We start from the raw sequence: 21,736 nt of genomic DNA, 5'->3' as shown, positions 1-21,736 counted from the left end.
GGCGGTTGCCATGTCGTTTGAGAACGCAGGGTCCGCTGTTCTCAAACGACATGGCTTTTGCAGAAGGAACGGCAGAGCGGATCACGGGTACCGAGGGTGGTGTAGTGCCGAAACCCGTCCGGCCATGACTGCCAGGCGGTGTGGTGACGTGGACGGGACGTCCGTCCGGTCGTGGTGTCGCTCAGTGGTGAGAACTCGGCGGGGTGGCGGCCCGATCAGGCCCGCGATTCCGCGAGCCGACAGCCGAGCAGTCCGTCCGACCATTCGGGTCTGAAGGCGACGCCCACGACGCCCAAGGAGATCAACGACGGAACTCCATAGCCACATCGGGCATGAAGGGGCATGACAACAACCGATCTCCGCACGAGCGTCGCGGACGCCGAGTTGTGGGCGCGGGTCCGCGACGGCGACGGCGACGCCTACGCGCAGTTGTACCGGCGACATTCCGACGCCGTCCTGACCCACTGCTTCCGACGAACCGCCGCGTGGGACTCGGCCGAGGACGCGACGTCGATGGTCTTCCTCGAAACCTGGCGACTGCGCAAGCGCGTGCTCGTTGCCGACTCCGGATCGTTGCTGCCCTGGCTGCTCGGCGTCGCCAACAACGTCATCCACCGACACCGCCGCTCCCGCGCCAGGCACCGGCGCGCGCTGGACCGCCTGCACCACCTCACCGAACGCGCGGGCGAGCCCGATCACGCCGACTTCGTCGCGCAACGACTGGCCGACGAGGGCCGCATGCGCCTGGTACGCGAAGCCCTCGGCCACCTCAGCCGCACCGAGCAGGAGGCGTTCACGCTCTGCGTCTGGGCGGAGCTGAGCTACGCCGAAGCCGCCGTGGCCATGAACGTCCCCATCGGAACCGTGCGTTCACGGCTGTCCCGAGCCCGCGCCCGACTCCGCGCACACATCACCGACGCCGACCTCGGATTCCCCTCCCCCGACGCCAAGGAGCACCCGCATGCCTGAGTTCGACGTGCCACCGGCCCGGCCCGGCCGCCAAACACGTTCCGGAGCCGACCAGTTCGTCCTGCGCGACCTCGTCGCCCACGAGACGAAGCCCACCGCCCGCCCCGCCCGTCGCCCCAGGAGCCGCCTCGCCCTCGGCGGCGTCCTCCTCGGCACCGCAGCCCTGGCGACCGCCGCCTTCACCTACGCCGCCGTCAACAGCGGTCCCGAGTACGTCGACCACCTCCCCGACGACGCGACCGCGATACAACACGGCAAGATCGACGGGGTCCAGTACTGGCTCGTGCCGAACCGTCCCCCCGGGATCTGCGACGCGAACCCCCGACCCGGGGTCGAACTGATCTCCGAAGCGCAAAACAAAGTCGGCGAACAGTGGATGACATTCACCATCGATTACGGCGACACGGTGCAGACCCCACGGCCGGGCACACCGCCCGGCATGATCCACATCTGTGACGAGCGGATCGACGAGTCCGCCTGGCTCGCCGATCCATCCCGCTGGGAACGGTTCGCCACCCGACTCACCGACGGCGGCCGCCCGGTCGTCATGACCGCCGTGCACCCCGGCGTCACCGCCATCGTGGTCGTCGCCCCGGACGGCACGCGCACCGAGACCCCCACCGCCGCCCGCCCCGACCGGCCCAACGGCCCCCGCTACGCACTCGCCCCCCTGCCCACAGGAGCGGGCCCGGAGATCCAGGTCGAACTCCACCGCGCCGACGGCACCGTCGTAGCCACTCACACCGTCCCCCGGCCGCCGCTGTAGCCGGGGCCGCCAACGGCGAAGGCGGCAGCGCGGACCAACGTGTCGGAGCCGCGTCGCCGATGCCGTTGGTGGCGCCTTGGCAACCAGGTCCGGCAGGGGCATGAAAGACATGCCGAAGGCGTCTCCCCAGCCCTCAGCGCGGGGAGACGGCCTTCGGCACGGTGGCCTCCGGGCAGACAGCATCAGCCACCCGCTGCGTCGCGCCACACTCACTCGCGAACGACCGTGACGGGCGCTGTGAGAACACGAGCCCGAAGTGAGACCGGATCACCCGCACGAGGTAAACGACCTGCCGAAATCGCCAAGTACGCGAGAACTCGCCACCTCGTTATGAGATGCAGTGAGAATCCGACACCTTCATTGAGACAGGACAACACCTGGATGGGCCCTGCGCTCCCGAAGCTACGGCGAAGTGACAAGTAACGGTACGTAATAGGGTGGCGAGGGATCGGTGTTCAACCGCGACCCGAAGCAACCCCCGGACTGCCTCGCGCAGTTCACCCGCCTCCGGGCTCCGACAGCGCGTCGGGTATGCCGCCCCGCCGGCGTGCTCGACTATACGATGGGGAAATCGAAATACGTGTCCGGATACGGTTCGTCGGTCAGCGTGTAATGCCACCACTCGCAGTCGTATGCGCTGAAACCGCAGGTCTCCATGAGGGTGCGGAGGTGCCGGCGGTTTCTCGCCTCGGCCTGCGTGATCCCTTGTGCTCCGTGATGCGAGATGGAATCCATCAAGTCATGGCCGCCGCCCATGGGGAGGATCTCATGGGAAGCCAGATCGTAGAGTGTGAGGTCAACGGTGCTGCCCCGGCTGTGACCCGACTTGGCGGCCACATATCCCTGCTCGAACATCTCGACCCGGTCGATGTTCGGATAGTGCCGCGCCTTCGTGCGGCCGTCCTCCGGCTGCTTTGACCAGCGTACGAAGCAGTCGACGGCGCGCTGCGGGCGATAACCGTCCCAGAGGAGCAGGCCGAAGCCCAGGGATTCGGCCTGCTCGCGCGCTCGTTCCAGTCCTTCGCACAGCGCACTGGTGCCGACGATCCGATTGGCCAGATATCCGTCCACCGGCTTTCCGGTGAAGTTGTCCCAGGTGGCGTACTTGGCGTCCCAGCGCATTCCGGCTGTTCCGGACGCAAGTTCGTCCACGAATACGAAGTCGTCCTTCATCGGCTCTTCCTCGTCAAGGCCAAGGACAGGATTCGGTCGAGCACTTCGCCGAGCGGTATGCCTGCGGCCGCCATCATGCGGGGATAGCGGCTGTACGAGGTCATGCCGGGGAATGTGTTCACCTCGTTGAGGACCACCGCTCCGTCCTCCTTGAGGAACAGGTCCACCCGTGCGAGACCGCTGCAACCCAAGGCGCGGTATACGGCCATGGCGGTCTCCTGGACGAGCAGGCGTGACTCGGCGAGAATGTCTGCCGGAACGATCGCCGTCGAGTTGTCGGAACCGGTTTCCGGCGCATCCTCCTGATGGATCCGGAAGAAGCCGTGGGAGAGGGCGATCCGGTCCACCTCGCCGGCCGTCAGATCGAGGTCGTTCCCCAGGATGGCGCAGCCGATCTCGCTGCCGACGACGGCCTCTTCGATCAGCACCTTCGCGTCATACTGCCGTGCGATGTCCACCGCGCTCTGCAGTTCTTCTGCCCGGGACACCTTGGTGACGCCGAAAGAAGAGCCCGAACGCGCCGGCTTCACGAAGACCGGATAGGTGAGCGGGCCGGGATCGACGTTCCGGTCTGCCGTGATGATCCAGAAATTCGGCGTGGCGATTCCCGCGCTTGCGGCGACGGTGTAGGCAAGGGATTTGTCCATGCACAGTGCGGAACTCTGCACGTCGCAGCCCACATAGGGGATGCCGGAGAGCTCGAGCAGCCCCTGCGTCGCACCGTCCTCGCCGCGCCTGCCGTGCAGGACGGGCAGTACGACGTCCAGGGGGATCGTCTCGTACCGCCCCGGCGCCTGCCCCTCTTCCTGGACAAGCAGTCCGTGCACGGTGCTGTCCGGCGACAGCGCGGCCGGACGGCAGTTTCCGTTCTCCCAGTCCGCGGCGGGGCCGTCACAGAGCTTCCAGGCGCCGTCCTTCGTGATGCCGATATAGAACGGTTCGTACTTCTCGGCGTCGAGGTTACCGGCGACCTCTTGTGCGGACTTGATGGAGATGGGGTGCTCTTCGGAACACCCGCCGAATATGATGCCGACCTTCAGCTTATCCACGCCGGTTCCCGCTTTCGAATTTTAGGCAGTTGGTGAGGGAGTTTTGGACCGTGTCACGCAGGGCGTGGTCCGTGTAGTAAGCGGTGTGCGGGCTGATGAGCACATTCGGCAGCTCTTGCAGCCGAAGCAGTGACTTGCTTTTCATGGGCCTGGTTCGGTAGTCGGCGTAGAAAATCCCTTCCTCGCCCTCGACGACATCCAATGCCGCGCCGCCGAGCCTGCCGCTTTCCAGAGCCGATGCAAGGGCCTCGGTGTCGATGAGTGCCCCTCGTCCGGTATTGACGATCAGCGCGCCCTGTCTCATCTGCTCGATACGCTGCCGGTTCAGCAGATGATGCGTATCCGGGTTGAGCGGTGTGTGGAGCGTGACCAGGTCGCTCTGCCGCAGCAAATCGTCGAGAGGAACGTATTCGGCGGGGGCTTCGGGGAGATTGTCGTGGGCGAGTATGCGGCAACCGAAACCGCGCAGCCTGCCCACGACCGCGGCGCCGATGCGTCCTGTGCCGATCACACCGACGGTCAGATCGCGCAGCTCCCTGCCGCGCACTTCGTTCAGCCGGTAATCGTGGGCATCCGCGCGCCGGATGATGGATTTCGCGTTGCGCACCGCCATCAGCATCAGCATCAGCGTGAAGTCGGCCACGCTGTCCGGCGAATAGCTGACGTTCTCCACCGTGATGCCGATGCCGGCCGCGTATTCCACATCGATGTGGTCGCACCCGATGCTCCGCGTGGAGATATACGTCACGCCGACTTGGCCAAGCGCAAGAAGAGTGGCGTTGGCGATGGGAGTCTTGTGGCCGACACTGATGGATCGGCTTCCGGCTGCCAGCTCGATATTCGCTTCGGATACCGGCGCGTCCGTAACGGTTGGCGTCACACCGAAGCGAGGCGTCAGCTCCCGGAACAAGACGGCCTCATCGGGGCCGCACCCATAGACGGTGATGCGGGGTGGTTCGCTGTAGGTCATACGTACAGTCAAGGCGTCGTGGTGTTGCCGGAACGTATGTGGATTTCGATATGCCGGCGATACACCGCGGCGCATTGACTGGTGGCATGACTTACAAGGAATCAGCGTGATTCCGCTCAGCCTCGGCGAGATCGCCGCGATTGTCGGCGGGACGGTCGAGGGCGACGCGTCCGTGACGTGACCGCGCCGGCCGTACTCGACGGCCGGCGGGCCGAGCCGGGCGGCCTCTTCTTCCTCGTACCGGAGATGGGAGCACGCCACATCGGCGACATCGCCGAAACCAAGGGCGAGCCGGTGCGGGGGCTCGCGCCCGGCGGCACCGCCGTACTCAACGCCGACGACGTGGTGCTCGTCAAGGCGTCCCGCAGGGCCCGCCTCGACGAAGTGGCCGCCCAGCTTCCGCAATTGGGCCTCCCGCCTGCTGCCGGTCGGGCCTACCGCCCGCGGCTGTCGGGCCTACCGCCCGCGGCGCCTCATGTAGAGGTCGAAGGCCCGGTAGACCATCGGCCGCAGGGGCAGGTCCCACTCGCCCACGTACCTCACCGCCTGACCACCGGTGCCGACCTTGAACCGGATCAGCCCGACGTGCGGGTCGTCGGCGTCGAGGGTGGGGGTGATGCCGCGCAGGTCGTAGACGTCGCAGCCGGCCGCGAGCGAGTCGCGGATCATCGCCCACTGGCAGGCGTTGGAGCCGCGCACCTCGCGCTTCCCGGTGGAGGAGGCGCCGTAGGAGTACACCGCGTGGGCACCGACGCGGACCAGGATCGTGGCGGCGACCAAGTCGTCCTGGTGGCGGGCCAGATAGAGCTTGATCCGCTCGGGATCCTCCGCGCTCAGCGCGCCGAACATGGTCTCGAAGTAGCCCAGCGGCCGGGGCGTGAAGCGGTCCCGCTCGGCGGTGTGGACGTAGAGGTCGTGGAACGCCTTCAGGCCCGCGCCGACCGTATCGACCGTGACCTCCACTCCCTCCTTGGCCGCCTTCCTGACGTTGCGGCGCCACTGCTGGTTCATGCCCTCGAGGAGCTGCTCCTCGGTCCTGCCGGCCAGCGGAAGCTCGTACTTGAACTGCGGATGCCCGACCCCGAAGCCGTCCTGAGGGCTCTGCGGCAGCCAGCCCGCACCCCTGAGCCGGCCGGCCACTTGGGCGCCGACCGGGTCGGACCACTGGCTGGGCACCTCGGTGAGCCGCTTGGTGCCCGGGTCGGCGACACCCTCCTTGACCTGGACGGCGCTCCAGGTGTCCGTGCGCACCGGCGGGCCGAGCCGGATCGCGAACGCGCCATGCGCCTTGAGATGAGCCGCCAGCGGGTCGAGCCACACGCCGAGATCGCCGGTCCAGTCGATGACCGGGCCCTCGGGCAGATAGGCCAGCGTGAACCGTTCGAGCTTCGGCACCGGGCGGTGCAGGACGAGCCCGGCACCGACCAGCCGCCCGCCGTCGAACCAGCCGAGGCACTCGCTGCGCCACTCGGTCTTCACACGGCCCCAGGCCGACGTCTGCAGGAAGCTGACCGACCGCTGGGACCGTACGAACGCCAAGTGCTCGGTGGTGCTGATCGGTCGGACGGTCACAGGCCCGCCCGAGGCGCTCGCCCCCGAGTACTGCCGGGTTCCGGCTGCTGTGTGTACTGGTTCGCTGTAGGACATGCCGCCAGTCAAGGCAATGCGGTGTTGCAGCCGCGTATGCGGTTTTCGATACGCCGGCGATATGTTCCGGAACTTTCGGTCCAGCCTGTTCCGGCACGTCCCGTACCGGGACGCGGTCACCAGCTGACGCGGGCCCCGCCACCGGCCGGTGGCCGCTCCCGGTGGCCGGCAGCACCCACGAACTCCGCGGCTCCACGCCCCGGGTGCGGATCTGGTCGATCCGTACCATCGGGAACTTCGCCGGCCGGCTGAAGCCGAAGCCGTTCCCGGCCGCGTCTTGTCTTGCTTCACTCACTGATCAAGTTCCTGAACTACTTGGCTGAATGCGCTGCTGCGGCGGGCAGTTGAACGGCGATACGCAGGCCGCCGCCGGCGCGCGGGGTGAGGGTGAGGGATCCGTCGTGTACGTGGACGATCCGCTGGACGATGGCCAGGCCGAGGCCGACCCCGGCGTAGTCGTTGTGGATGCGTTCGGTGCCGCGCTGAAACGGTTCGGTCAGGGGCGAGACCAACTCCGGGGAGAGCTTCTCGCCGCTGTTCTCGACAGTGAGCACCGTGCTCCCGGAGCGGACGCCGGTGCGGACCCACACAGAACCGCGTTCGGGCAGGTTGTGCACGATGGCGTTGTGCACGAGGTTCGTCGTCATCTGCAACAGCAGCGCCGGCGACCCGGAAGCCGTGGCGATGTCACCGGAGGTGTCGATGGCGACCCCGCGCTTCTCGGCGAGCGGGAGCAGTGTCTCGGCGGCCTCTTCCGCGAGCAGGGACAGGTCGACGGGCTCCCGGGTGAAGGCCCGCTTATCGGCGCGGCTGAGCATGAGCAGCGCCTCGGTGAGGTCGATCGCCCGGGCGTTGACGACGCGGAGGCGCTCGACGAGCTCGTCGATGTCGCGGTGCGGATCGTTGCGCGCCACGTCGAGAAGAGCCTGCGTGATCGCCAGCGGCGTGCGCAGTTCATGCGAGGCGTTGGCGGCGAATCTCTGCTGCTCGGCGACGTGTGCTTCGAGCCGCTCCAGCATGATGTCGAAGGCATCGGCGAGTTCGCGGAACTCGTCCCCGCGACCCGGCAGCCGGATGCGGTGGGAGAGCGATCCGTTGGTGGCCATGCGGGTGGCGTCCGTGATGTGGGTCAGCGGAGCGAGCATGCGGCCGGCGAGGATCCACCCTCCCACGAGGCCGAACACCAGCAGGAATGCCAGTACTGCGGCTGCCCTCGGAGCGAAGACGTGCAGAAGAGCGGACCGGATGGGGAAAACACCGCCGCTGGGCCGGTCATCGGGGTTGTAGAGCATCGCACGGTTGGGGACGTACCTCAGGAGGAATACCCACACCGCCCCCATCAGCAGGGCGCCGGCCAGCATGAGGAATCCGGCGTAGCTGAGGGTGAGCTTGACGCGCACGCTCACGCCAGGCTGCCTATCCACGGCTCTGCCCCTCGCGTCCGATGCCGGGTGCGGTGTCGATGCGGTAACCGACGCCTGGCACGGTGGCGATGATCCAGGGTTCGCCGAGCCGTTTGCGCAGGGCTGAGACGGTGATCCGTACGGCGTTGGTGAACGGGTCGGCGTTCTCGTCCCAGGCCCGCTCCAGCAGTTCCTCGGCGCTGACGACACCGCCTTCGGCGGCGACGAGGACTTCGAGTACGGCGAACTGCTTCCTCGTGAGCGCGACATAGCGGCCGTCGCGGTGGACCTCCCGGCGGAACGGGTCAAGCCGCAGACCCGCGATCTCCCGCACGGGCGGCCTGCTGTGCGCACGCCTGCGGTCGAGTGCCCTGAGCCTGAGGACGAGTTCCTGAAGTTCGAACGGCTTCGTGAGGTAGTCGTCGGCGCCGAGCTCGAACCCGGTGGCCTTGTCGTCGAGACGGTCGGCAGCGGTGAGTATGAGGATCGGCATGCCACTCTCGGAGGCGACGATGCTCTTGGCGACCTCGTCACCGCTGGGCCCGGGAATGTCCCGGTCGAGGACGGCGATGTCGTACGTATTGATGCTCAGCAGCTCCAGCGCGGTATCGCCGTCACCTGCGATGTCCGCCGCGATGGCTTCCAGGCGCAGGCCGTCGCAGATGGCCTCTGCCATATAGGGCTCGTCCTCGACGATCAAAACACGCATGCTCCGAGGCTACGAGCCCGGATATATCGTCGTCGTATCGAAAACCTCATACGGGACGGCAACATGCCGCGGCCTTGACCGCAGGCATGACCTTCGGGACCTTCAGCGAAAAGCCCCGCGCCGCAGACCGCACGTCGCCATGCTCCTCCGCTTCCGGCCCGTCCGACCGTCCCTACACCCAGCCGCGCCGCACCGCCTGCACCCCGGCCTGGAACCGGTTCTCCGCACCCAACTCGTCGAGGAGCACCCGCATTCGCCGCCGCAGGCTCCGGGTGCTGGTGCCCAACTGCCGGGCGATCGTCTCGTCCTTGAGCCCGGACAGCAGCAGGTTCAGGATCCGCCGGTCCTCCGCGTCGAGTGGGTCGCACTCCTCGGGGCCGGCGGCGGTGAGTGGGACGGCTTGTGTCCAGAGCCGTTCGAACAGGGTGACCAGGGCGTCGACGAGGGTGGTGCCCCGGATGACGACGCTGCGGGTGATGGGCGAGTCGAGGTGCAGGGGCAGCAGGGCGATCCGGCGATCGGCGACGGACATCTTCAGCGGGATGTCGGCGAGGACCCGGGCCTCTTCGCCGGCCTGCGACAGGCCGGTCACGTCGTCGAGGTTGCCGGGTATCTCGAACGACTCGGGGGCGTAGATCGTGCGGTACCGGACCCCACGGCCCAGGAGGGTGTGTTGGAGCGGGTTGCCGTGGGCGAGGACGTACGGCGGCCGGTCCAGGCTCATGATCTCCTTGGTGGCCTCCTGCTGGAGCCGGGCGAACCACCGGCCGAGCTCGTCGGCGCTGGTCAGCAATTCGACGCCCTCGCCGGGGCGGGCGGCCTCGCCGAGCGCGCGGTAGACGGCCTCGAGTTCGGCGGCCGTCTCGGTGACCCTGCCGAGGTCGGCGTGGGCGTTGCGGACCAGGGCGGCGAGGGCGGCGGTGGGGCTGACGGCGGCCCACCGGGTGGGGCGGCCCGAGAGTCGGCTGACCAGCCCGTGGCCGCGCAGCCGGGCGAGGGCCGAATGCAGCCGCTCGACGCCCGCGCCGGTGCGCTCCGCCAAGTCGCGTACGGTGACCGGCGGTCCGGCCAGAACGGTGCGGTAGACCCGCTCGTCGAAGGGCGCGACCCCGACGGCGCCGAACACGAGTTCGTCATTGTCCATGGCGAGCGAGCATGGCCGATTCCGGCGCCGGCCGCAATCGGACACCGGCCACACCTGGCCGGCCGTCGGAGCCGCGACTACAAAGGGCACACCACCGGCCCCATGGGAGACGGAATGTTCAACGCACAGCATTCACGGTCGGGTTCAGCGAAGCTGTCCCGGCGCCGACTACTCCTGATCGCCGCGGTGGCCTTCGGCACCGTGTTCGGCGCGTTCGGCGCGGCGCCCGCCGAAGCGCAACCAATGGCCCCCGACGACCAGCCGGCGACCCTGGCCACCCGGGGCAACGAATGGCGGCAGGTCGGCCCGAACGGCAGCGGCGGCAACCTGGCCTTCACCCCCGCCCGGCCCGAACGGGCCTACGTGCAGACCCCGATCGGCAACGTCGTCTTCCGATCCGACGACCGGGGCACCACCTGGCAGCAGAGCAACGAACTGCCCGTGGACGCCACGGACGCCGGCGGTGTCGCGGCCAGCCCGCTCCGACCCGACGTGGTGTTCGCCGGCGGCCTGGAGAAGGAGAACTGGCACGGGTACGTGCTGCGCAGCACCGACGCCGGCAAAACGTTCACCCAAGTGCTGGACACCCCAGGCAAGGTCAGCGGCGTCGTGTTCGACCCGACCGGCGCGCGGCTGTACGCCGCGGCCTCCGACGGCGTGCACGTCACCACCGATCACGGCAACACCTGGCTGCTGCTGCCCGGTTCCCCCGCCGACGCCCGGAACCCGAAGTTCACCGGCGGCGACCTGTACTTCACGTCCGGCGCGGATGTCTGGGTGCTCCGCCAGGGCGCGCGCACCCCGGTGAAGCTGCCCCGCCCCGGCTCGACCGGCGCGGGTGTCGATCAGTTCACCGGCACCGGTGGCACCCTGGTCGCCAGGGGTGACCTGCAGGCCGCGCAGGTCTCCACCGACCGGGGCGCGCACTGGCGGGCGCTGCGCGGACCATGGGGCACCGATGTGGTGGTTCTGGCCGCGATCGTGGACGGTTCGGGCCGGCTGCACATCCAGGTCAACCAATCCACCGGCGAGATGCAGCAATGGGGCAGCCGCGACAACGGCCGCACCTGGCACGCCGAGGCGGGTCTGGCCCGCATCGACCTGTACGAGACCACCGGCACCTTCCCCGGACGGCCCGGCACGGACGTGATCTCGGCCGGCGCGGGCATCTACACCACCGACGACCACCAGTCCTTCCGCCGGATCGGGGTGCCCGGCTCCGAGGTTTTGTCGCTGACCGTCAGCCAGGGCAGGTCGGGACCGGCGATCGTCGCGGGCACCATGACCGGCAGCTACCAGTCGTCCGCGCCACTGAAGAGTCGGTTGCCGCGCGGCTATCAGGAATGGGGCTTCTCCGGCACCGCGCCGCACACCTTCGGCAACCGGATCGACGGCCTGGCCACCGATCCGTCGAACCCTTCGACGGTGTACCGGGTACGCAACACCTGCACCTCCGATCAACCCTGCTTCTACCTGGAGAAGTCGACCGACGCGGGCCTGCGTTGGACCATCGTCCAGACCGCCGTGCCGGGCAAGGCACTCGGCATCACGGTCAGCCCCGCCGACCCGAAGCGGCTGTACATCGCCACCCACTCGCCGTCGGCCGTGTACACCAGCAACGACGGCGGTGAGTCCCTCGTCCAGAACTGGCACGACGACCTGAAGGGCTTCACCAGCGTCGCCGTCGACCGGGTCAACCCCGACAGCGCCTGGCTCGGCGGCCCGGACGGGCTGTTCCGCACCACCGACGGCGGCGTCACCCTGAACAAGGTCCTCGACGGCTGGGTGAGCGCGATCGCGCTGAACCCGCGCACCCCGGGCCACGCGGTCATCGCCGCCAAGGACGCGATCTACGTGACCACCGACGACGGCAAGCACCTGACGAAGGTGGCCGCCGACCTGACCGGCTCCCTGAGTTCGCTGGCGTTCACCCCGGACGGCTCGACGGTGTTCGCGGGCTCGCACTACTACCTCACCCCGGCGCTCGGGGTGCTGCGCAGCACCGACGGCGGCCGGACCTGGGGCTCGATCACCAGGAACCTGCCGGAGCCGTCGGTGTCGTCGCTGACCGTGTCGGCGGACGGCCGGTGGCTGTTCGCCGGGACGACGTACGGGAGCGTGCACCGACTGGCGGTGTGACCACACACCAGGCGCGCCGCCCCTGTCCGAACACCCGGACAGGGGCGGCGTCGTGGGTGGGCGACCGTGGCCCGGCGCGGCTGCGCGCTACCCGGTGAGGCAGGTCGGGGCGGTCGAACTGCGCCGTGAACGCCGCGAGTACGGCGTCGCCGAGCCACAACGTCCGTCCCGCGTCCTCGTCGGGCCCGAGGAGGTGGTGGACGTCGGGGACGCCGAGCGAGGACGACCCGCGTCCGTTTCGTCGTGCGCGCCAACTCGCTTGCGTGGGCGCCCGGTTGTCGGAGAGGAGGGGGAGCGGGCGGCCCTCGGGCTCGACGGGGGCCGTGCGTGGGGTTGTTGACAGAATGTGCCGCGTCGATCACATTCGTTGACGGTCGACTTGTGCCCGTGTGAGCGTTTCGTTCGCTCGGGCACGAACCCGGCGCACGCGATGGTCGGTCCCGCTCACCCCGCGGAGCCGACGAGAGTCGGACTCGTGGTCGAGGTCTGTCCTCTATCCAAGGAGCCTCGATGAAACGCAGCACGGTGACGGTCGGGTCGGTCCTGGCCTTACTCGCCGGCCTCGTGGTCGGTACGTCCCAGTCGAACGCGGCGACTCCTCCGCCCGCGCCCGGCCTGGCGGCGGCGGTGTCCGCCGCCGACAAGGCCGCCGCGAGCGGCCAGGACGTCCTGGCCAAGGGCCCCGACGAGAGCTACGTACGGCAGCAGGTGACCCCGTGGGTCGACGACCTGTACTCCGTGGCCTACGAGCGCACCTACCGCGGGCTGCCCGTGGTCGGCGGGAGCGCCGCGGTACTGGCCGACGGCAACGGCAACGTCCGGGCCGCCCAGTCGGCCACCGATCTGCGGATCGACGTCCCCGTCAAGCCGACCGTCGGCAAAGGCGCGGCCGAGAACGTCTCGCGTTCGCGACTCAAGGTCGTCGACAAGGTCGAGTCGCGACGCCTGGTCGTACGAGTCCGGGAGAGTTCCGCGAACCTGGCCTGGGAGACGGTGCTGATCGGCAGCACCGAGAGCGCGCCCAGCCGGCTGCACGTCTTCGTCGACGCCCGCTCGGGGCAGCTGCTCGACTCCTACGACGACGTCAAGGGCGGCACCGGCACCAGCCAGTGGAACGGTCCCAACCCGCTGACGATCAACACCAGCGGCAGCGCCGGCAGCTACAAGATGATCGACACCACCCGGCCCGGCCTGTCCTGCGCCGACTACAGCGCCGGCGTCTTCACCAAGGCCACCGACACCTGGGGCAACGGCAACGCCACCAGCAAGGAGACCGGCTGCGTCGACGCCCTGTGGGCCGCGCAGAAGGAATGGAACATGCTCCGCGACTGGCTCGGTCGCAACGGTCACAACGGCACCGGCGGAAGCTGGCCGGTACGTGTCGGGCTCCCCGCGGTCAACGCCTACTGGACCGGTTCGCAGATCCAGATCGGCCACAACCAGAGCAACCGGTGGATCGCGTCCATGGACGTCGTGGGCCACGAATTCGGGCACGGCATAGACCAGTTCACTCCCGGCGGTGCCGGTGCCGAGGCCGGCCTGGGTGAAGGAACCGGCGACATCTTCGGCGCGCTCACCGAGGCGTACACCAACGAGCCCTCGCCCTACGACCGCCCGGACTACCTGGTCGGCGAGACGGTCAACCTGGTCGGCAACGGCCCGATCCGCAACATGTACAACCCCTCGCAGGTCGGCAACAACCCGAACTGCTACAGCTCCTCGATCCCGGGCACCGAGACCCACGCGGCGGCCGGGCCCCTGAACCACTGGTTCTACCTGCTCGCCGAGGGCACGAACCCCGGTGGCGGCAAGCCCACCAGCCCGACCTGCAACAACACGCAACTCGCGGGCGCCGGAATCCAGACCGCGGGCAAGATCTTCTACGGCGGCATGCTGCTCAAGACGAGCGGTATGACCTACAAGAAGTACCGCACCGCGACGCTGAAGTCCGCCAAGGCGCTCGACTCCACCTGCGGCCTGTTCAAAAAGACCAAGGCCGCCTGGGACGCGGTGAGCGTCCCGGCCCAGGCCGGTGACCCGACCTGCCCGTGATGCCGAACGCACCCCGATAGGCATCCGAACGTTCGTCCTTCGTCGAGGCCGCGGCCACCCGCCGCGGCCTCGTTCGCCGCGTTGGTCGAACATCTGCGGCCCCGGCGGTTGTTGGCAGCCGAGTCGGCCGCGGCGCTCAGTTCCCCAGGGGCACCGAACCGAGGACGAGCGTCGCGGAGGAGCGATCCAGGTAGACACCCGCTCCGTTGGACGACCACTGGCCGTGCGCCGGTATGAACGAACTCAAGGCGATCGGTATCCCTGTCGGAGGCCCGCCGGCCGGTTTCCACGGCCCCGAACCTTCTGCGGCGGCGCTGTCGGCGAGACGGACGACACCGTAATAGACCCAGTCCGACGGCCCCGGCACCAGCACACGCCCCGTGTCGAGCGAGCCGAGAGCCTGGCCGCACCAACCGGCGGAAACCACAGGACCCAGCCGGGCCAACTCCGGGAACACCTCCGACAGGCCGGATGTAGTCGAACGCACCGGTTCACAGCGACGTGCCGCCGGTTCGCCCTCCGCGCCGTCCGCGTGGTTCCCGGCGCCGCACGCGGCAGCGAGCGCACCGGACAACACGGTCAGCGCCACGCCCGCCGCCCGTGCCCCTATCGTCGCCCGCACCATGCCCACGTGCTCGTTTCCCCGCCCTCGACGACCAACCGACACCCAAGTCTGACGCCGCGACCGTTCCCGCCACATCCGACTTCCTGCGTACCTTCATCGCCCCGACCACGTCCGGGGCAGGAGGTGCTCCCGCCACCCGAGGAGACCGCCGAAGCGGCCCACGGCCTCCTCGCCCGCATGCGAGCGACACCCCCTTCACTATTATTCATCATCGACTGTATTGTTCAGTCCATGATGACTGTTGCGGTGCAGGGTGAGGTGCTGGCGCGGTTCGGCCACGCGCTCTCCGACCCCACACGATCCAGGCTGCTGCTGGCGATGCGCGAGGGCCCGGTCTATCCGAGCGAACTCGCCGAGGCGTTGGGGGTCTCGCGCACGAACCTGTCCAATCACCTGACGTGTCTGCGCGGTTGTGGCCTGGTCGTCGCCTTCGCCGAGGGCCGGCGCCTGCGCTACGAACTCGCGGATCCCCGGCTCGCACACGCGCTCGGCGACCTGCTCGGCGTCGTCCTGGCCGTCGACCCGACCGCGGCGTGCGAGGACACCGACGAGAAGGGCTGCTGCTGATGGCCGCGCCCGTGTCGATATCCCTGGATCCCTCCCCGGCCCGACAGGACGTGCTTCGCCGGCGGATACGGCTGCTGGTGGCTGCGACGATCAGCTACAACGTGGTCGAGGCCGCCGTCGCGATCACGGCCGGCGCCGCCGCGTCCTCGACCGCGCTGGTCGGGTTCGGCCTGGACTCGATCATCGAGGTCGCCTCCGCGACCGCGGTGGCCTGGCAGTTCACCGCCAAGGACCCCGCACGGCGGGAGAAGACCACCCTGCGGATCATCGCGGTCTCGTTCTTCGCACTCGCCGCGTACGTCGGCGTCGACGCCGTCCGCGCCCTCGCCGGGACCGGCGGGGCCGAGCACTCCACCGTCGGCATCGCCCTGGCCGCCCTGTCGTTGGCGATCATGCCCGGCCTGTCGTACGCCCAGCGCCGCGCCGGCCGCGACTTCGGCTCCGCCTCCGCCGTGGCCGACTCCAAGCAGACCCTGCTGTGCACGTACCTGTCCGCCGTCCTCCTGCTGGGCCTGATGCTGAACTCCACCCTGGGCTGGTCCTTCGCCGACCCCATCGCCGCCCTGATCATTGCTGCGGTCGCCGTCAAGGAAGGCCGCGAAGCGTGGCGCGGCAACAGTTGCTGCACGACCCCGCCCCCGACTCGCGTGGGCACCGACGCGGCACCGGCGACCGCCGGTTGCGGCTGCGCGGCCGGTTGCGCCGGACGCCGCGGTGCCTGCCGGACCGGCCCAACGTGATCGGGCCACCCATGCCGCGAAGTCAGCCGCCGCACCTCACCGCAGGAGGACAGCAGATGACCAGTCACGACTCCCTTGCGGACGGCGAAGTCCGGGACAATTGCACCGAGCATTGTGGATCGGCGGCGGTCAATGGGCTGGAAAGTCGACCGTGGCCCGGCTTCTGGCCGTCCGGTACCGCGTCACCGTCTATCACTACGACTACCACGACGCTCGCGGTCACAACGATCGCCGGATCGCCCGTCGCCTCGGCCTCGGCGAGCCCGCCACCGAGCCCGACCCGGACAAGGTGTGGGTCCACTCCACCCCGGAAGAGATGGCCACCGAAACCCTGGCCGGATTCCCGGACCGGTTCGAGTGGGCCCTGGACGACCTGCGCGCACTCGTCTCGGGCCACCCGATCATCGCCGAGGGCTGGGGACTGCGTCCCGAACTCGTCGCACGCGTCCTCGACTCACCGCGCCGGATGGTCGTCATGGTGCCCACGCCCGAGTTCCGCCGCCACCAGCTCCGCGAACTTCCCCGAGCCGCCTCGCTCGGGCACCGCGTCAGTGATCCGGTCCGAGCCCAGGCCAACCGCCTCGCCCGGGATCGCCTCGTCGCCGAGGACGCCGTCCACACCGCCCGCCGGCTCGGCATCCGGGTGATCGAAGTCGACGGTTCCCGCGATGCCGCTGCCATCGCAGAGATCGTCGCCGACCACATCAGCCCCTACCTCCCACGTCAACACGAGGATTGATCACCACCGGCATTCAAGACAGTTCCGATACCCGACGTCACCGTTGGACACCTTGAAGCGAAAGCGCGCCGCGATCGACACGACGCGCCTGCACGGCACCCGGATGCCCCGCGCCGCCGCCCATACCGCGCGCAGCGGCTCCTCCCGGTCCCCGGCCGCGATCCGCATCGCGGATTCCACGGGGAACCGGCGACGTTCGGAGGCTATGAGTGGGACAGCCGGATCGAGCGGTCGGGCTTCCCCCTACTGGGGCACGTCTGCCCCTACACCGACACCATCTTCAACGGGTGGCAGACCGAGTCACTGCTGGAGGAGTTGGGGCGTTTGCCCGAGGCATGCGTCGGCGAGTGGGTCGTCGAGGCCAGGCGCTTGAGTGAGTCGGTCTTGGCGGAACCCCATCGTTATCTGTGGTTCCTTGGCGACTGACCGCGAGCACCGTCCCACGCCGGGAAGAACGAATCGCACGATCCGCCGGACAGGAAACAACCCGCAGCTTGCCGACCAAACCGGCACCTCGCCCGTGACGGTCCCGCAGGGACCACCCCTGCGGGGCCGTCACACACTCGCCCATCGGCATCCTGAATGCCGCAGCGCCGCGCTCCCGGGTACCGCCGCCCTCGTGCGAGGGCGGCGGCCTGTGGCATCCCACGGTCAGCCGGCCTGCCCGGTGGGCATGATGGTGACCTGCTGCAAGTTGACCCGCGGCGGCAGGGTGGCGATGAACCCGACGGTCTGGGCAACATCCTGCGGCGTGAGCCACTCCATCGCCTCCTTGGAGCCGGCCGGCCACTCCCTTGCGCCGCGTCATCCGGGCGCCGGCGGGGATGCCGAGGTAGGGGGCGAATTCGGCGGCCGGCGCTCTCGCGGTGGCTCCGTCCTGGGGGTCGTCGTCCACCGCCTGCGCGTCGAGGACGACGACGAGGACTACGGCGAGATCCCCCGACCCGGCGAAGGTTTCCACCACGCCCTCGCCGCCGCCGGGATCGTGTCCGGTTGACTCGAGTCCCCACCCACGGGGGGTGTGTCTCGCTGGTCGGGTGCTGCTCTCGTGCTGGTGAGCAGTGGCGTGGCGCGCCGGGGAATGTTCCGTGGCGGGTTGCGACGAGTTCGTGTCGGTGTCCCGGTCTATCTTGCGAAAGCACGGCACACCACGAGGATTTGAGGAGTCTGCCCATGACCGGGAACACTGCCCTGGCGACCACGATGACCGACGACGGCGACGGTACGGTCACCTTCGTGCGCGAGTTCGACGCGCTGCGGGAAGAGGTGTTCGCCGCGTACACCGACCCGGACCGGATCGTGGCGTTCTTCGCGCCCGAGGGATTGTCCGTGCCGCGCGAAAGCGTCACCCTCGAGCCGTGGACGGGTGGGCGCTGCGAACTCACCATGGTCATGGGCGACACGGAGATCTCTTTCAAGGGCGTCTACCTGGACGTCGACGCGCCTCGGAGGTTGGCCTTCCACGTGCCGGGCGAGGCGATGAGCCAGGAACTGACGCTCACCGAACTGGCCGAGGGCCGTACCCGTCTGACCCTGCGCCAGACCGACGTCCCCGAACAATTCCGCGGCGAGGGCGCCCACCTGGGCTTCGACTCCAGCTGGAACCTGCTGGCACGACACCTGGCCGCCTGAAGGCGCGCGAAAATTCCAGGCGCCCCCACCCACCCGACCGGCAAGGCCGTGGGGGCGGCGACGCGCCGGACGGGCTCCGTGCGGCGCGGGTCGGGTGGGTGTGCCGCGTGGGCCGCGGTGTCGGCGACGCGGCCCGACGACGAGTCAATCCTTGCGGCCGACAGCGCCGTACAGCCATACCAGGCTCTCGTCGAACGTCCCGTACGAACCGTCGTCGGGATCGCCGTCCGGGTCCCACCGGGGAAGCGGTACCAACCCGGGCGGCACCAGGGTGAATCCGTCGAACATCGACAGGATTTCCTGCCGTGTGCGCAGCACCGCCGGCGCCGTCGCACGGTTGTAGATCCGCGCTCCGTTGTGGGCCCGCTCCGCGTCGAAGTCGGCGCTGGTGTGCGAAAGGACCAAATAGCTGCCGGGGGCCAAGGCGTCACGCAATTCGGCCACGAGCGCGCGCGGATCCTCTTCGTCGCGCACGAAGTGCAGCAACGCGACCAGCAATACGGCGGTCGGCCGATCGAAGTCGATGACCTCGCGCACCTGGGGATCGGCCAGGACCGACTGCGGTCGGCGCACGTCCGCCTGGACGTACGCGGTACGACCCTGCGGTGAACTGCGCATCAGCGCCTGCGCGTGGGTGAGCACGATCGGATCGTTGTCCACGTACGCCACCCGTACGTCGGGCGCCACGTCCTGTGCGATTTCGTGGGTGTTGCCCGCGGTGGGGATACCGGTGCCGATGTCGAGGAACTGGCGTATGCCGTGCCGCGCGAGATGCCGTACCGCGCGCCGGAGGAAGACCCGGTTTCCACGAGCCGACGGCCGCGCACTGGGGGCCGCGGCGATGACCTGCTCGGCCGCGTCACGGTCGGCGGCGAAATTGTCCTTGCCGTCGAGGTAGTAGTTGTACATGCGCGCCGGATGCGGGCGGGTCACGTCGATGCCCGGCGGCACATGGCTCCCGACCGAATCCTCCCGAGGTAACTGCCACGCCCTGCTCGATTCCACCATCGACGTACCCACCTTCTCTGTGGTTCTCCGCCTGCCCCCGCACGCTAGCGCGTGTGTGCGATCCCGCGCAGGTCCGCGACGCCCACACCGTGTCTCGCCGCACCGGCGAAATGGGGGAGAGGTGACCGCGCGCCGCGAGGGAGGGCCGTGGTCTTCCCGGCCGCGGCCGGGCCGCCGGCGACCAGGGGCGGGCGGTGGTCTATTGGTGGCGGCTGAGGATCATCGGCGTCCGCACGCCGGTGGTGAGGGTGTCGACGGCCGAGGTGCGGACGCCCGCGAACACGCGGTGATGCGCCGGACGTTCCTTCCGGCACGTGGCGGATCACCGGGACCGGGAGGGACCGGTGGCGGCGGTGTGTCCGCGAACTGCGGCCGCCTCTTCCACGTCGCCGAGGACGACCGGGCGACCGTCACCGAGGGTGCCGGCGGTCGAGACCAGGGTGGCGGATGCTCAGTCGGGCGCGGTGTGGTTGTGGCGGGAGGGGTCGATCCGGCGAGCCTCGGGGGAGATACGCCACAACGCGGCGACCACGGCCACGGGTTCGTCGGCGGAGCCGTCCCATTTCGTGTCGTTGCCTGGCGCACCGGTGGCGTGCCGTCGTCCGATCGGATCGTCGCCTCGGCACGAGCAGCGTAGTAGCGATCGACTTCCGGCAGCGTGACCCCTCATGCGCCGCACACGGGTCTCGGCTCGTCATCCGCGCACAAACCGCTATCGCCGCCTCGCACGGATCATTCGTGAGGTGTTCGTCGAGGTGGGCGAGGATCGCGTCGACCAGGCCGTGACGGTCGGGGAGGTCCACACGACGATCCGCGGGACGGGGCACCGCGGTCGCCTTCGAGGCGGTTGCGCACCTCGAGTCCCATCAGCGAGTCCAGCCCCGGTGACGGGAGTTCGTCGCCGGCGCCGATGAGGTCGGCCTCCCGGCGCCGTTTCGTCGGAACATCGTGATTTACAAGCCCCGGGCGGTCGGTTGGCAAAGGGGCCACGGATCGGGATCGGGACATCCCTCCTTTTTGACTCGAACCAACAAACCGGTCAGGAGAGTTGCCTCTTTCCGCAGCCGGGGAGCACTAGCATCGGCCCGACCCGACCGACGATCTCCAGGGGGACTCCATGACCGACGCGCAACTCGAAGACTGGGCTCCCAAGGGCATCGACGTGAGCGTGCCGAGCATCGCGCGGGTGTACGACGCGGTGCTGGGCGGCAAGGACAACTACGCCGTCGACCGCGCGGTGGCCGAGCAGATGCTCCAGGTCATGCCGGGCGGTCGGGACGGCGCGTGGGAGGGACGCAAGTTCCTGGCCCGAGGCGTCCGGGCGATGGCGGAGCGGGGCATTCGGCAGTTCCTCGACCTGGGGTCGGGTCTGCCGACCGTACAGAACACGCACGAGGTTGCCCAGGCCGCGGCGCCGGGCGCGCGCACGGTGTACATCGACATCGACCCGATCGTGCTGGCCCACGGCCGGGCGCTTCTGGCCGGCGACGAGTACACGTCGGTGCTCACCGCCGACCTCGGCGACCCGGCCGAACTGCTCGCGCTGCCCGAGGTACGCGACCGGATCGACCTGTCGCAGCCGGTCGGCCTGATCCTGCTCAACGTGACGCACCACATCGTCGACGACGCGGCGGTCGCCAAGGTCGTGGACGGGTACAAGGGTGCCGTCGCCCCGGGTTCGGGGTTGCTGCTGGCCCAGTTCTGCAAGTCGGTCGAGCCGGAGTTGGCCGCGCTCGAAGAGGTCGCCCTCAAGGCGCTCGGCAGCGGAAAGTTCCGCACGATGGCCGAGATCGAGGCGTTCTTCGACGGGTGGGAGATCGCCGAGCCGGGCGTCGACTACATGGCGAAGTGGCGCCCGGAGACGCCGCTTTCCGGTGACCTGACGATTGCTCAGAAGGTCGCCGGCGGCGGGCTCGCGTTCAAGGGCTGACCGCCGGGCGGGCCGTGCCCTCGACGGTGTCCGACTCGACGGCACCCGACTCGACGGTGCCTCGGGAACGCGCCGAACGCTACAGGGGACTCCGGCGCGTGGACCCGAGTGGGGACGCATCCGCAGCGAGGAAATCTGGACGCAGGCAGCGCGCCGCACCCCCGCGCCGCGCTGCGCCGCCGGCAGCCGGACCTCGAGGCCGCGCTACCGGCCGCGGAACTCCTCGGCTCATCGTGGCAGATGAGCTGCCTGGTCTCTTGGCACCCGCCGGGGTTGCCGGGACGCCCATCCTTTGGACGTGTCGCCGTGTGGCCAGGGTTGCGCCGGGGGCCATGGTGCCGGTGCCGGTGTGGTGAGGGGTCGGCCGACCTCGAGACGAGCGCTTGCGGGCCGCGCGGATTTGCGAACCCGACCATCCCGACGGCGGTGCGCCGCCGACCGGCGTGCTGGGCGGGCGGTGGGTCCAGAGAAGCG

At 69.2% G+C, this 21,736-nt stretch carries 17 protein-coding genes and 1 pseudogene; 10 read left to right on the top strand and 8 right to left on the bottom strand.

Features of this window, described 5'->3' with window-relative positions; all coding sequences use genetic code 11:
• Nucleotides 1-342 precede the first annotated feature (342 nt).
• Together A3IC_RS52420 and A3IC_RS0104230 are read left to right on the top strand one after the other, a co-directional pair.
• A complete protein-coding gene (locus tag A3IC_RS52420; protein ID WP_020548821.1) occupies nt 343-969 on the top strand; it encodes an RNA polymerase sigma factor in 627 nt (208 codons plus the stop codon).
• Nucleotides 962-1,735 (top strand): hypothetical protein, encoded by a 774-nt coding sequence (locus A3IC_RS0104230; protein WP_020548820.1) that lies wholly within the window; start codon nt 962-964, stop codon nt 1,733-1,735. Before A3IC_RS52420 ends, A3IC_RS0104230 begins: the two co-directional genes overlap by 8 nt.
• A 555-nt stretch (nt 1,736-2,290) precedes the next feature.
• Here A3IC_RS0104230 and vanX read toward each other — a convergent pair.
• The 7 genes from vanX to A3IC_RS0104195 all read right to left on the bottom strand — a co-directional run bounded on the left by vanX (nt 2,291) and on the right by A3IC_RS0104195 (nt 9,830).
• Complete coding sequence (gene vanX, locus A3IC_RS0104225) at nt 2,291-2,908, bottom strand: D-Ala-D-Ala dipeptidase VanX (protein WP_020548819.1); 618 nt, start codon at nt 2,906-2,908, stop codon at nt 2,291-2,293.
• On the bottom strand, nt 2,905-3,957 hold the full coding sequence (gene vanA / locus A3IC_RS0104220) for a D-alanine--(R)-lactate ligase (RefSeq protein WP_020548818.1): 1,053 nt from the start codon (nt 3,955-3,957) through the stop codon (nt 2,905-2,907). Before vanA ends, vanX begins: the two co-directional genes overlap by 4 nt.
• Nucleotides 3,950-4,927: a D-isomer specific 2-hydroxyacid dehydrogenase family protein gene (locus A3IC_RS0104215; RefSeq protein ID WP_063744793.1), complete on the bottom strand. Its 978-nt coding sequence runs from the start codon at nt 4,925-4,927 to the stop codon at nt 3,950-3,952. The genes vanA and A3IC_RS0104215 overlap by 8 nt, the downstream gene beginning before the upstream one ends.
• A gap of 456 nt (nt 4,928-5,383) precedes the next feature.
• On the bottom strand, nt 5,384-6,574 hold the full coding sequence (locus A3IC_RS0104210) for a lipid II:glycine glycyltransferase FemX (RefSeq protein ID WP_026217870.1): 1,191 nt from the start codon (nt 6,572-6,574) through the stop codon (nt 5,384-5,386).
• Between the two features lie 311 nt (nt 6,575-6,885).
• A complete protein-coding gene (locus A3IC_RS0104205) occupies nt 6,886-7,998 on the bottom strand; it encodes a sensor histidine kinase (protein ID WP_040876130.1) in 1,113 nt (370 codons plus the stop codon).
• Nucleotides 7,991-8,686: a response regulator transcription factor gene (locus tag A3IC_RS0104200; protein ID WP_020548814.1), complete on the bottom strand. Its 696-nt coding sequence runs from the start codon at nt 8,684-8,686 to the stop codon at nt 7,991-7,993. The genes A3IC_RS0104205 and A3IC_RS0104200 overlap by 8 nt, the downstream gene beginning before the upstream one ends.
• Before the next feature lie 172 nt (nt 8,687-8,858).
• Nucleotides 8,859-9,830, bottom strand: coding sequence for a helix-turn-helix domain-containing protein (locus A3IC_RS0104195; protein WP_020548813.1), 972 nt, complete (start codon nt 9,828-9,830; stop codon nt 8,859-8,861).
• A gap of 114 nt (nt 9,831-9,944) precedes the next feature.
• On the opposite strand from A3IC_RS0104195, the gene A3IC_RS0104190 reads away from it, so the two are divergent.
• The 7 genes and pseudogenes from A3IC_RS0104190 to A3IC_RS61800 all read left to right on the top strand — a co-directional run bounded on the left by A3IC_RS0104190 (nt 9,945) and on the right by A3IC_RS61800 (nt 18,324).
• Complete coding sequence (locus A3IC_RS0104190) at nt 9,945-11,969, top strand: WD40/YVTN/BNR-like repeat-containing protein (RefSeq protein WP_020548812.1); 2,025 nt, start codon at nt 9,945-9,947, stop codon at nt 11,967-11,969.
• Nucleotides 11,970-12,479: 510 nt separating this feature from the next.
• Nucleotides 12,480-14,015, top strand: a pseudogene (locus A3IC_RS0104185) (M4 family metallopeptidase); the annotation flags it as partial.
• An 862-nt stretch (nt 14,016-14,877) separates the two neighbouring features.
• Nucleotides 14,878-15,213 carry an ArsR/SmtB family transcription factor gene (locus A3IC_RS0104175; protein ID WP_086018401.1) on the top strand — a complete coding sequence of 112 codons (336 nt, stop codon included), beginning with the start codon at nt 14,878-14,880 and terminating at the stop codon, nt 15,211-15,213.
• A complete protein-coding gene (locus A3IC_RS0104170; protein ID WP_020548808.1) occupies nt 15,213-15,953 on the top strand; it encodes a cation efflux transmembrane domain-containing protein in 741 nt (246 codons plus the stop codon). Before A3IC_RS0104175 ends, A3IC_RS0104170 begins: the two co-directional genes overlap by 1 nt.
• A gap of 151 nt (nt 15,954-16,104) precedes the next feature.
• Nucleotides 16,105-16,692, top strand: a complete 588-nt coding sequence (locus A3IC_RS0104165; protein WP_020548807.1) for a hypothetical protein — start codon at nt 16,105-16,107, stop codon at nt 16,690-16,692.
• A gap of 751 nt (nt 16,693-17,443) precedes the next feature.
• Entirely contained in the window at nt 17,444-17,689 is a 246-nt protein-coding gene (locus A3IC_RS0104150) for a hypothetical protein (RefSeq protein WP_020548804.1), read from the top strand.
• Between the two features lie 176 nt (nt 17,690-17,865).
• Entirely contained in the window at nt 17,866-18,324 is a 459-nt protein-coding gene (locus A3IC_RS61800) for an SRPBCC family protein (protein WP_020548803.1), read from the top strand.
• Between the two features lie 144 nt (nt 18,325-18,468).
• Here A3IC_RS61800 and A3IC_RS0104140 read toward each other — a convergent pair whose 3' ends face one another.
• Nucleotides 18,469-19,332: an SAM-dependent methyltransferase gene (locus A3IC_RS0104140; protein WP_079026237.1), complete on the bottom strand. Its 864-nt coding sequence runs from the start codon at nt 19,330-19,332 to the stop codon at nt 18,469-18,471.
• Between the two features lie 1,117 nt (nt 19,333-20,449).
• Here A3IC_RS0104140 and A3IC_RS0104125 point away from each other — a divergent pair.
• On the top strand, nt 20,450-21,262 hold the full coding sequence (locus A3IC_RS0104125; protein ID WP_020548801.1) for an SAM-dependent methyltransferase: 813 nt from the start codon (nt 20,450-20,452) through the stop codon (nt 21,260-21,262).
• Nucleotides 21,263-21,736: the final 474 nt, after the last annotated feature.

The sequence above is a fragment of the Embleya scabrispora DSM 41855 genome (assembly GCF_000372745.1).
Lineage (GTDB): Bacteria > Actinomycetota > Actinomycetes > Streptomycetales > Streptomycetaceae > Embleya > Embleya scabrispora.
This window is presented reverse-complemented; position numbering and strand designations above follow the sequence as displayed.